This window comes from Acidobacteriota bacterium (genome assembly GCA_020853395.1).
In the GTDB taxonomy this organism is placed as follows: domain Bacteria; phylum Acidobacteriota; class Vicinamibacteria; order Vicinamibacterales; family SCN-69-37; genus JADYYY01.
The window spans coordinates 184,399-196,238 of record JADYYY010000007.1; the positions used below are offsets into that span (position 1 = coordinate 184,399).

At 68.7% G+C, this 11,840-nt stretch carries 11 protein-coding genes and 1 tRNA gene; 3 read left to right on the forward strand and 9 right to left on the reverse strand.

Annotated elements, in window-relative coordinates:
- Positions 1-3: 3 nt before the first annotated feature.
- The 3 genes from IT184_06595 to IT184_06605 all read left to right on the forward strand — a co-directional run bounded on the left by IT184_06595 (position 4) and on the right by IT184_06605 (position 3,920).
- Complete coding sequence (locus IT184_06595; GenBank protein MCC7008468.1) at positions 4-2,388, forward strand: PQQ-binding-like beta-propeller repeat protein; 2,385 nt, start codon at positions 4-6, stop codon at positions 2,386-2,388.
- Between the two features lie 260 nt (positions 2,389-2,648).
- Positions 2,649-2,724: transfer RNA gene (locus IT184_06600), tRNA-Thr, on the forward strand.
- 869 nt (positions 2,725-3,593) lie between these two features.
- On the forward strand, positions 3,594-3,920 hold the full coding sequence (locus IT184_06605; protein MCC7008469.1) for a TraR/DksA C4-type zinc finger protein: 327 nt from the start codon (positions 3,594-3,596) through the stop codon (positions 3,918-3,920).
- A 15-nt stretch (positions 3,921-3,935) separates the two neighbouring features.
- On the opposite strand, the gene IT184_06610 is transcribed toward IT184_06605, so the two are convergent.
- From IT184_06610 to IT184_06650, 9 genes are all read right to left on the reverse strand, one after another.
- A complete protein-coding gene (locus tag IT184_06610; GenBank protein ID MCC7008470.1) occupies positions 3,936-4,205 on the reverse strand; it encodes a hypothetical protein in 270 nt (89 codons plus the stop codon).
- Positions 4,206-4,369: 164 nt separating this feature from the next.
- Positions 4,370-5,506, reverse strand: coding sequence for an alkaline phosphatase (locus IT184_06615; GenBank protein ID MCC7008471.1), 1,137 nt, complete (start codon positions 5,504-5,506; stop codon positions 4,370-4,372).
- Positions 5,507-5,657: 151 nt separating this feature from the next.
- Positions 5,658-6,116, reverse strand: coding sequence for a CBS domain-containing protein (locus tag IT184_06620; GenBank protein MCC7008472.1), 459 nt, complete (start codon positions 6,114-6,116; stop codon positions 5,658-5,660).
- Between the two features lie 286 nt (positions 6,117-6,402).
- The gene (locus IT184_06625; protein ID MCC7008473.1) at positions 6,403-7,734 is read right to left on the reverse strand and encodes an MFS transporter; all 1,332 of its coding nucleotides are present in this window, start codon (positions 7,732-7,734) and stop codon (positions 6,403-6,405) included.
- Positions 7,715-8,665, reverse strand: coding sequence for an aldo/keto reductase (locus IT184_06630; GenBank protein ID MCC7008474.1), 951 nt, complete (start codon positions 8,663-8,665; stop codon positions 7,715-7,717). The genes IT184_06625 and IT184_06630 overlap by 20 nt, the downstream gene beginning before the upstream one ends.
- A gap of 35 nt (positions 8,666-8,700) precedes the next feature.
- Complete coding sequence (locus IT184_06635) at positions 8,701-10,086, reverse strand: MFS transporter (protein ID MCC7008475.1); 1,386 nt, start codon at positions 10,084-10,086, stop codon at positions 8,701-8,703.
- A 131-nt stretch (positions 10,087-10,217) separates the two neighbouring features.
- Positions 10,218-10,775, reverse strand: a complete 558-nt coding sequence (locus IT184_06640; protein ID MCC7008476.1) for a DUF2911 domain-containing protein — start codon at positions 10,773-10,775, stop codon at positions 10,218-10,220.
- 92 nt (positions 10,776-10,867) lie between these two features.
- Entirely contained in the window at positions 10,868-11,317 is a 450-nt protein-coding gene (locus tag IT184_06645; protein MCC7008477.1) for a YbhB/YbcL family Raf kinase inhibitor-like protein, read from the reverse strand.
- The gene (locus tag IT184_06650; protein ID MCC7008478.1) at positions 11,302-11,838 is read right to left on the reverse strand and encodes a nitroreductase family protein; all 537 of its coding nucleotides are present in this window, start codon (positions 11,836-11,838) and stop codon (positions 11,302-11,304) included. Before IT184_06650 ends, IT184_06645 begins: the two co-directional genes overlap by 16 nt.
- Positions 11,839-11,840 lie beyond the last annotated feature (2 nt).

The following is an 11,840-nucleotide window of genomic DNA, read 5'->3' on the forward strand; positions in this document are numbered from 1 at the left end:
CCCATGGCAGGTACTCGCCTTCTCGGACGTCCCTCCCGGCCGTCGTCTCCACGCGTACGACGTGCGCCGTTCGCGCTGATCGCCGCGTTGCTCGTGGTCGCGATCGGGACCGGAGCAGGTCTGGCACAGCGTAGCGGCAACACGAACCCGCGTGCCTTGCCCGGCGCCGACAGCTCGAACTTCGTGGACTTCGACCAGATCACGAAGACCAACGTGAAGAACCTGCAGGTCGCCTGGTACTACCCGCACGCGGCGGCGATCTTCAGCCCCGTCGCGGTCGACGGCGTGCTCTACGGTCTCGGCCGCAACAGCTCCGCGCTCGTCGCGCTCGACGCGACGACGGGCAAGGAGATCTGGGTGCACGATGGGCTGCAGGGCATCGTCAGCAAGGGCATCAACTTCTGGCAGAGCGAGGACGGCAAGGATCGGCGGCTGCTCTTCTCGGTCAACAGCTTCCTGCAGGCGATCGACGCGCGCACGGGCAAGTCGATCCTGAGCTTCGGCAAGAACGGCATCGTGGACATGCGCGCCGGGCTGCGGCGCGCGGAGGGCACCGGCGCGAGCGCGCAGCAGAACAGCCCGGGCCGGATCTGGCGCAACCTGCTCATCCTCGGCGGATCGTCCGGCGAGGCGTTCATCACGCCGCCGGGAGACATCCGCGCATACGACGTGGTCACCGGCGAGAGGGTCTGGCAGTTCCACACCGTGCCAGAGCCCGGCGAGTTCGGCTACGAAACGAACCCGAAGGAAGGCTACAAGTACATCGGCGGCGCCAACAACTGGGGCGAGATGTCGGTCGACGAGGAACGCGGAATCGTCTACATCCCGACCGGCTCGGCCACGTACGATTTCTACGGCGCCGACCGGCACGGCGCGAACCTCTTCGCCAACTGTCTGCTCGCGCTCGACGCGCGCACCGGCAAGCGGCTCTGGCACTTTCAGACGATCCACCACGACCTCTGGGATCTCGACAACGTCTCGGCACCACAGCTCGTCACGGTGCGGCAGAACGGCCAGACGATTCCGGCCGTCGCGCACGCCGGCAAGACCGGATTCCTCTACGTCTTCAACCGCGTCACGGGTCAGCCGCTCTGGCCGATCGAGGAACGGCCGGTGATGAAGACGGACGTCCCGGGCGAGTACTCGTCGCCGACGCAGCCGTTCCCCACCAAACCGCCCGCGTTCGTCCGACAGTCGTTCGGGGTCGACGATGTGAACCCGTGGCTGCTGTCGAAGGAGCAGTACGAGGACATGCGCGCCCGTGTGGCGAAGGCGAAGAACGGCACCGGCCCGCAGGGTGGCCTGTTCATTCCGCCGAGCCTCGGCATCGAGTCGATCTCGATGCCGGGCAATCAGGGCGGCGCCAATTGGGGCGTCACGGCCGGCGATCCCCAGAGGGGCATGGTCTTCGTCGTCGGCGTCAACCAGGTGGCGTTGCTCAAGCTGGAGGACGTGAAGACGCGACAGGGCGGGAGCGACAACCAGGCGTCCGGCACCGTGCTCTCGCGCGGCCAGGCCGCCTACGCCCAGCACTGCAGCACGTGCCATGGCGCGAACATGCAGGGCGCGCAGCCTGGTGTGCCGTCGATCGTCGGCGTGACGTCGCGGATGGACGCCGACGCGATCCGCGCGATCGTGCAGGAAGGGCGAGGGCTGATGCGCCCGCTGCTCGAGATCGGATCGCAGGATCTGAACGCCATCGTGGCGTACCTCACGGCGACCAACCCGTTCGGACGTGGCGGCGGTGCGAACGCGGCGGCGATGGGTGGTCCGTCGCTGCCGCCGGGGCCGACCGTCGCCACGGGCGGCGCTCCGCGGCCCGCGGTGCCGGCGCGCGGCCTTGGGCCTTACTACCCTGGCGCCGGCGGCAACGCCGGCAACATCCCCTGGCCCGACGAGCTGGAGGACAAGAGCTTCCTCCCGCCGACGCGCTTCATGAGCGGCTACAACGTGATGGCGACCTACACCAAGCCGCCGTACACGACGTTGACGGCGTACGATCTCAACAGCGGGACCATCAAGTGGCAGATCGCGCCGGGCGATCATCCGCCCACCGTCGCGCGCGGCGGTCCGCGCGGCACGGGCGGCGTCGGCGCGCGCAACGGCGTGCTCGTCACCCGATCCGGCATCGTCTTCCACGCCGCCGGCGACTACAAAGTGCGCGCCTACGATGAGGACACCGGCAAGGAACTGTGGTCGGGCGCCATTCCGGGATCGGCGCGTGGCATCCCCACCATGTACATGGCGAACGGCAAGCAGTACCTCGTGATCGCGGTGCCGGCCGGTCAGGTACAACCCGGCGCGGCGCCTGGCGCCGACGCCGAGACCGGCGCGCCCGTCGTCACAGAGACGACGCCGCGCGGGTACGTCGCGTTCGCGCTGCCGTAGGCGCAATCGACACAACCGCGGCGCTGCCGGGCCGCTCGGCTCGGCAGCGCTGCGAGCGCGGCCTCGGCGGGCCGCGATCACCGGCGCGGCACATCTCGCGGAGCCGCGTGGCGTCCCTGCCATGTGACTCCGCGAGGGGGCACTCGACGAATTCGCGCGTGGGTCGCCCTCAGCGCCCAGCGGAGCGAGCGGGACCAGCCGCATGCTAGACTGAGACGTTCTGCCGCGCCCCGGACCGTTGCCGGGCGTTTCCCGCCAGAGCCGGCGTAGCTCAGTTGGTAGAGCAGCTGATTCGTAATCAGCAGGTCATCGGTTCAAGTCCGATCGCCGGCTCCAGAAAACAGTCGGAACGAACAAGATCGATCGCGTGACGCTGCGCGCCCTGGGGGCTTCGGGCAACGCAGGCGTCACAAACCCATCCACCCTTCTCCCCGGGATTCTGGTGCCGATCACGCGAGGTTCCCGGACGACGAGTTGACGGTCATCGCCCTGGCGAGCCTCGACGACAACGCCATCGACGAGATCGTCGCTGGCGTTGCCAGGTCCCCATTTATCGCGGCAGACGCCGGCCGACGCGATCACACCGTTCTCGATTCGACTGTCTCGATGATTCAGGCCTCAGGGTGTCGCATGACAGCTCCTCCCGGTCCGAAGTCTCTCGAGGACGACTCGGCGTCCGCAAGGACGGCGAACTCGGAATCGATCATGACGAAGTTTGGATCGGCAACCGAACGGTGCACATGGCATCGGCGGACGCCACAGCCCTTCCGGTCGATCGGGTCGCCGTCGAACCCGCGCTTCCACGCCGCGGAGTTCGGAAGAGCGTGTTGAGCTCGCAAGATTGGCATGGCAGTCTCCTCATTCCGCGTGAGCGTTCAGTCCAGACGCCATGTGGCCTGACGCGACCTTACGCTCAGCGACGGTCGTGATCTCGGCGTGCCGAGGCAGGCAACGACGTCAATTCGAGTGGCGTCCCACGCACGTGCGCGCGCGGCGCGAATCGATGCCGCCGTGGGCAATGGCGGCGCTGCAATTCCCGGTCGGCCGCTGGTTGTCCAGAATTTGACGCTGCACCGGCCTCCGTGTCTTCTCATCGCGCGAGCACACCCGCACGGCCGTGGCGCCACGGGTCCGGACGTCTGGAAACACCAGGCGGCCAACTCACGCGGCAGGCAACTTGCAGTAGACACGGCAGGAAGGCCGACATGAGAGCATTTGGAATCGAGACGGATTGGCCGCCAACCGCGGAATGGGAAGACCAGCAACGAAAGCGCTGCGAATCGGAATTGCTCGATGACATCTGCGCCGCGCTCGTCCGGATCGGCGATGCCGCCACGCGGAACACGCTCGAAGCCCTGGCCCAACTCGATGCCGGCACCTATGGCTACTGCGTGGACTGCCATCGGCAAATTCCTGCCGATCGACTCGAGGCATTGAACTTCGCAGTGCGGTGCGCGTCGTGCGCGTTCAGGCACGACGCCGTTCCCAGCGAGGAGGAAACCGAACCGGTGTCGATCCCGGCGTGGCAGTGAGCGCGAGGCCTGTGCTCACTCGCCGCGAGTCGGCTCGTCGAGCCGGCCGATCGCGGTATCGAGGTCGGCCAGCGCCCGTTCGAGCTGGCCGCGCCGATGACGATTGCAGACCGTCTGCAGATCTTGCAGCACCCGCGCCCTCGAGACCGACAACAGCCGGCGCTTCGCGTCGCGCTCGCGCTCGTCATCGCTGACCGACCTGGCCGCCGTCGCCCGATCCTCGCGTCGTCTGTCCAGCGCGGCAATCTGATCCTCGACCGATTTACTCTCCCACCCCCGCGCCATAGTCCGATGCTACCGCCCCAAGACCGCACCAGCCACACATGACCGGCGGTCCGTTCGTTCCTCGGACCTGTCGTACCCGTCGTACCTGTCGTCCCCGTCAAAGATGACTGCGTCAGTTCGTTCCTTGGACCTGTCGTACCTCTCGTACCAGTCGTACCCGTTGTCTACCTGACATCCCAACCGAACGCGTTCATCATGATCCAGAACAGATCGGTGTTCGCGAGGTAGCCGCGCACGCGATCGGCGCCGGGTCCCGTGGCGGCGACCAGTACTTCCTCACCCGTATGGCTCTCGTTCATGCGAAGCGACGGCGTGCGGATGTCGCTGCGCTTCTCTTCCCGGGCCTTGTGCTCCGCTTCCTCCAGCCCCGCGAGCAGGTCGCCACCGCTACCCTCGCCGGCGACGCGCAAGTCGAACGAGTGGTCGGCCGTGAAGAGCACCAGTGTGTCTTCGCTGACGGTGCGCATCGTCCGCTCGATGACGCGATCGAGCGCCACCATGTGATCGAGCCCTTCGCGGACGTCGTCGGTGTGAGTGTCCCACTCGACCATCAGGAAGAAGCCACGGGGATTGCGCCCGAGGATCCCGAGAGTACGCGCGACGACGTCCCACGGGTCGAAGTCGCCGGTCTCCTGCACGACGAGCGCGCGCGAGTCGGTCGGGCCCATTTCGGCTGCCGACGCGAGCACGGGCCGCCCTTTCCGCCGTCCAAGCACGTCGAGATCCAGGCCGACGCCGGTGAGCGCTTTCACGATCTCAGGTCGGCCGGCGCCGATGACGACGTCCGGGCCGTCGCCGAATCCTGGCGCGAGCAACTGCTGGAAGATGGCCGCGGTCATGTCGCGATCGTTGACGTGCGCGTAGAGCGATGCCGGCGTGGCGCCCGTGACCGCGTCGTTCGTGATGATCCCGGTCGACAGCCCGTACTGTTCCGCGTACCCGAGAATCGTCTTCAGCGGCTGCCCGTCGCGCACCTTCCGCTGGGCCGCGGCCGACTGGGCGACGACGCCGTTGCGCGTCTTCTGCCCCGTGACGATCGCCGTCATGCCGGCCGACGAATCGGTCACGAATCCGCCGAACGGCGTCGTGTCCGACAGCGCGATCTGCGGCATGTGCTGGATGAACAACTGTCGCGGCGCGCCGTAGCCGTGGAGGCTGGCCGCGCTGATCGTCCCGATCCCGCCCGCGTCCGCGAGGAACAACACGACGTTGCGGGCGCGCGGCGCCTGCGCGCCCGACAACGGCAGGCCCGCGACCACTCCGGCCGCGACGAGAGCGACGATGACTCGCGTATGGCGCACGTGCACCTCCAGTGGCGTTGAGCCAGGGACTGTAGCACGCTGGCGGCGGCGCCGGGACGGGACGCCGCTGGAGCCGCCGTGGCCGCGTACCGCCTCGGCACGCGCAGGTGCGCCTCCGAGCCGAGACGCGTGTGCTCGACGGCGTTCGGCTCTATGCGCCGAGACGCGTACCGATCGTCCCGCGATCGAAGACGAATGCCTCGAGCAAGTCCGCGCGCGCCTTCTCGTCGAAGGCCATCGTCCTGAGCAGATCGCGGACAGAGACCATGCCCCGGTAGTCGCCCAACCGGTCGACGACGAGCAGGTGATAGATGCTGTGCTCCTCCATGAGACGCAGGCATTCGTCGACCGAAGCATCGGGCGTCACGACCACGAGGCGCGTGCTCATGATCTCGCTGACGTGCATCCACGCCGGACAGCGGTTCTCCGCCGCCACCTTGTCGGAGATGTCGCTCTGCGAGACGACGCCCGCGAGGTCGCCGCGCGCATCCACGACGGCGACCGAACGGATCTGATAGTCGCGCAGATACCGTGCAGCGTCGTGCACGGTCATCTCTGGCGGGATCGAGTACACCTCCGAACGTGAGCCGAGAACGTCGCGTACGGTCATGGCAGTCCTCCGAGGAAGACGCGGCCCTGCGAAAGCGGGAGGGAGTGAGGCCACCTTACCACGGGACGCCGCCGGCGACGCCGATTCCTCGCGATGATTGAAGGTCTGACGACGCGGCAAGGGCCGCCCTGATGCGATCGACGAGCACGGCGGTCCGTTCGGAGCGTCGCGCCATGACGCGTGAAGTCTTCGAGTCTCGATGATTCAGGGTGAACCGACTGCCGGATGCCAGCGACGCCACCACGTTCTGCGGATCTGCACGGCTTCGTGGTGAATCGTCCGCGCGTCAGGACGCCGGGTAGTGCCGAGGCGTGGGCACTGCCGGGGTCGCGGCGCTGGCGGCCGCGTCCCGCGCGGCTGCCTGCCATCGCCATCCCAGCCACCACGCGTTCACGATCGAGACGATCGACAGCCCCAGCGCAACGCTGGAGATGCCCGCGATGCCGAATCCGATCGCCGCGAGCGGCGCATACGCCCAGGCGCCGATCTGATCGCCGGCGCGATACACGACCGTGTCGATGAACGCTTTGGTCTTGTAGCGGTCCTCTGGCGCCGCCACCGTGAAGAGCACTTCGCGCGCCGGGCGGTTCACGGCGAAGTTGCCGGCGCGCCGCAGCACCTGGAAGAGCATCAGCACGCCGGTCGTCTGCGCGAGGCCGAGCACGCCGAAGCCGACCAGGCTCAGGACGGGGAGGAACAGGAGGGCAGCCGTCAGGCCGAACGCCCGGATGAACCAGCCGGTTGCGAAGGTCTGCGTGACGAGCGCGAGCAGGTTGACGAGCAGGTCGATGTTCGCGAAGAAGCGCGTGCGGGCGGCTCTGTCGGTGATGGCGGCGTCCACGAGCGTCGCCTGCTGGAAGTACAGGAACGTCGTCAGCACCGTGAAGAGCAGCATGTGCGTCGTGATGTTGAGGAAGTACGCCGACGTGAAGGTGCGCCGCATCCCCTCCCAGACGCTCCCGCCGACGCCGATCGCCTGGCTGCTCGCCGGCAGGCGCGCCGCGCCGTCGCGCGCACGGGCGGCGAAGCCGAACAACCGGCGGGCGGCGAGCGCCGCGGCCTCGAGCAGCACGGCCGAGAGCAGCAGCAGGTTCGCCGCGCCGAGCGGCTCGACGAGCAACGAGGTCAGCGCCGCCCCGGTCAGGCTGCCGATCGTGCCGGCGGCGCCGATCAGTCCAAAGAGCCGCTTGCCCTGATCGGCGGAGTACACGTCCGCCATCACCGACCAGAAGATCGAGACGACGAACATGTTGAAGATCGAGGTCCAGACGAAGAACGCGCGCGCGGCCCAGAGCTGCTGGTCGGTCGGCAGCAGGCGCAGCGTCAGGAAGAAGATCGCGAGGTTGAGCGCGAAGAAGCGATACGCGGCGGAGACGAAGACGCGGCGCGGCAGCCGCGCCGCGATCCAGGCGAACGGCGGGTTGGCCACGAGCATGCCGACGAGCGACCCGGTGAAGAGCCATGGCAGGTTCGCGACGCCGCTCTCGACGCCCATGTCGTCGCGAATCGGCCTGAGGACGTAGTACGAGGAGAGGACGCTGAAGAAGAACAGCCACGACCAGGCGACGGCCGTGGCTTCGTGATCCTGTATGCCGAGCCTACGCGTCAGGAAGCGCATCGATGAAGGCGGCCATGCGCCGGCGCATGGCCGCGTCGGGCAGCCGGCCGACGCCACCGCCGAGGTTGTCGAGCATGTTCTTGGGCTGGCTCGTCGCCGGCGTCACGGCCGTGATGGCCGGGTGCCCGAGCACCCACTTCAGGAAGAACTGCGCCCACGTCTTCGCGTCGAACTCGGCCGCCCAGTCCGGCAGCGGCCGATCGCCGACGCGGCGGAAGAGGCGCGTGCGCCCGAACGGCGCGTAGGCGAGCACGGCGATCTTCCGCTCTTGGGCGAGCGGCAGGATCGTCTGCTCCACTTCGCGGCCGTCCACGGCGTAGTCGACGCCGATGAAGTCCAGCGGTTCGCGCCGCATGATCTGAACGAGCTCGTCGTACTGCTGATCGAAGGTCGTCGTCACGCCCACGTACCGCACGCGCCCGGCCTGCTTGAACTCGCGCAGGATCGGCAGTTGCGTTGGGACGTCGCCGAGGTTGTGCACCTGGATGAGATCGATCTTCGCCTTGCCGACGCGCGTGAACGACGTCTCCACCTGCTGGCGCGCCGCGGCCGGATTCGCGCCGGCATTGCCGCGGCCCGCGACGTTGAGCTTGGTCGCCCAGAACACGCGATCGCCCCACGTGTTCTCGCGCACGACCCGGCCGGCGACCTCCTCCGATGCGCCGTAGCCCGGCGCGGTGTCGAACAACCGGCCGCCGTTGTCCAAGAGCGTCCTGAGCACCTCACGCACGGCGGTGACGTCCTCGCTGCGCGCGACTTGCGAGAAGGTGGCAGAGCTTCCGAGGCCGACGACCGGCAGCCGCTCGCCGGTGGACGGAATCGCGCGCGTGATCAGCGCGCCCTGGGCGAACAGCGCGGCGGGATTCCAGGCGAGCGCGGCGCCCGCGCCAGCGGTGAGGGCCAGCCAGTCTCGACGGGTGAGCGTAGACACGATACGACCTCCTGAGCAGGGGTGATGCGAACCAACTACGAGGACGCCGCGACCGGAGTTCCACGGTCGGCGGCCGGGCGGCCGGCAGCCGCGTCGGCCGTCTCGCGCGCCAGCCGTTCCTGCCGTCGCCCCAGCCACCACGCGTTCGCCACCCATGCGGCGGCCAGCGGCACGGCCGCCCAGGCGATCGCGCCCGCGCCCAGCGTGGCCATCGCGATCCCGGCCGATGCCCAGGCGCCCACCTGATCGCCGAGCCGGTACACGACGGTGTCGATGAAGCTCTTGGCCTTGTACTTGTCCTCGCGGCTGACGACGGTGAAGAGCACTTCACGCGTGGGCCGCGCGAACGAGAAGTTCCCCGCGCGGCGCAGGACGGTGAAGCCCACCACCACGGCCGCCGTCGGCACCATCCCGAGCCACAGGAATCCGACGACCGTGACGGCCGGCACGAACGTCAGCGTCAGCGGCACGCCGGCCGCCTTCATCACGCGGCCGGTCAGGAAGAACTGGCAGCCGAGCGTGAGCGCGTTGACGAGCAGGTCCACACGCGCGAAGAACGCCGTCCGCGCGCCGCGATCGGCGAAGCTGCGATCCACGATCTCGGCCTGCTGGAAGTACAGGAACGTGGAGAGCACGCTGTAGAGCAGCATGTAGATCGCGATGTTCAACAGGTACGGCGACGAGATCGCATGGGTCAGCCCAGCCATCACGCTGCCGCCGATCGGACGCTGGGCGCTGGCGGCCGCAGTTCCGCGTTCGATCGAGTCAGGCGCGGCCGCGGCCGCGCGGCGATCGAAGGCGCCGGACAGCGCGCCGAGACGCCGTGACGCGCGCACGCCAACCTCGAGCAGCGTGGCCGACACGAGCAGCAGCACCGGCACGCCGACCGTCTGCACGGTGCCGGCCGTGATGCTCGAGCCCGCGATGCCGCCGAGCGTCGCCGCCGCGGCGATGAAGCCGAACAGCCGCTTGCCCTGCTCGGTCGTGAACACGTCGACCATGAACGCCCAGAAGACCGACACGACGAACAGGTTGAAGACCGACGTCCAGATGAAGAACACGCGGCCGATCCAGACGTTCGCGCCGGCCGGCGCACTCTGGAACAGCACGAGGAACACGAGCAGGTTCGCGATGAAGAACCGGTACGTCAGCCCGATGAACCGGCTGCGCGGTAGCCGCTTCACCATGGCGGCGAAGGGCGCGTTGACCGCCATCATCGCGATGAGCGTGCCGCTGAACAGCCACGAGAGGTTGTTCACTCCGCCGGCGACGCCCGCCTCGTCGCGGATGGGCCGGATGACGTAGTACGCGCTGAAGACCGCGAACAGGTACAGAAACGCCCAGCCGACGTGCCGTACTTCGTCGGGCCGCACGGCGGCAAGGCGGCCCAGCAGCCGCGTGACAATGGCGTGTCGCTGCATCACGAACCCATACGGCGCGGAGCGCCCGGATGTTTACGATGACGGCCAGCAGGTTTCGGGCGGCCGCGGCGCGGTCATTCGCACGCCGCACGCGTCCGAGCCGGATGCCGCGCGGCGTTCGATCGCCCCATTCAATGCACGGTGGGCACGGTGGCGCGGACCGGCACCGCGTACTCACGGTCGTCCCACGCCAGCGTGAGGAATCCGCCGCCGCCGGCCTGCGGCACGACCGCGAACGTCAACTGCTCCACCGGCGCGGCGAGCATCCTCAACGACATCGGCGTCCGGCCGAGATCGCGGTTGGGGCTGTACTGCGTGTGGAACTGGCCGGTGCGCGTGTTGATCGTGAGCAGGAACGTCTGCGGATCCGGAACCGTGTAGATCGTGTGCGCGCCGGCCGGCACGGCGATCGTGCCGATCATCAACGCGCCGGAGGCCGTCATCGTGGTCGCCTCGTCCGCCCCGGGCATCCACCACTGGCCCCAGGGCCGCAGGCCGCCCCAGATCACCCGGCCGCGCTTCGACGGGCTCCCGTACTCGATCGTGATGCGCACGCCGTCGACCTCCCCGCTCGTCGTCACGCGCGGACTCACCCGCACCTGGCCGCGCGAGTTGCGCTCCTGCGCCCGGATCGCCGCGGTCGCACACGCGACGATCAGGACCACGGCGAGCACGTGGGCTCTGGGCATGACTGTGAAAGGCTCGACCCTACTCTACAGCAGCGCCGAGCCCCGCGTGAGTCTCGTCAGTAGCGCGTCGATCTCGGATACGTCTCGGCGGGTCATCTGTTCCGCTCGTAGTAGGCGGTCAACATCGCCGACGCGAGCAGCGCGTCGGCGAGCGCCGCGTCGAACTGCCGCCGCGAGAAGCCGCGTTTCAGGCGCAGCGGACGGCTGAGTGCGTGCACCTGAAAGCGGTATCGGTGACGGCCGTGGCCGCGCGGGGGGCAGGGCCCGCCCCACGCTGCCTTCCCGAAGTCGTTCGTACCCAGCACACCGAGCGGCTCGTCGCGCTCCACCGCGCGCGTCGCCTCCGGAATGTCAGCGAGCATCCAGTGCGTGAACACCCCGCCCGGTGCGTCCGGATCGTCCACGACGAGCGCGAAGGCGCGCGTCCCGCGCGGCGGATCCGCCCAGGCGAGCGGCGGCGACAGGTCCTCGCCGTCGCATGTGTGCACCTCGGGCACGAGCTGCCCGTCCGCAAGCGCGGCGCTCGTTACGCTGAACGCCACGACACCACCTCCGCAGGTTTGCGTCCGATCGGCGTCGGCGTCGTCGCCGGATGGCCCACGATGATCGCGGCCACGGCCGTCACACCGGCCGGCAGGGCCAGCTCGCGTCTCGTCTCGGCCGCGTTCAGCGCGCTGAGCGCGAGGCCGATGCAGCAGGTGCCCAGCCCGAACGCATGCGCCGCGAGCATGAGGTTTTCCGCCGCCAGCCAGCAATCCGCGGTGATGAACTGCCCTTCACCGCGGCTGGCGATCACCACGAGCGTGCTCGCGTTGTAGAAGATGTTGAAGCCGGACGGGAAACGCGAGAGGAGCGCCGGCGGCAGCATCTGCCGCGCCCGATCCGAGATGCGATGCAGCAAGGCCAGATCCTGAACGACGGCGAACACCCACGGCTCGGTGTGCATCGCGGTCGGTGCCTGCACGGCCGCGTCGAGCAGCGCCCGCACCGTGGATTCCTCGACGACCGCCGGCGTGTAGTCGCGCACCGAGCGGCGTCCGTAGATGGCCTCCATGACCGTCATGG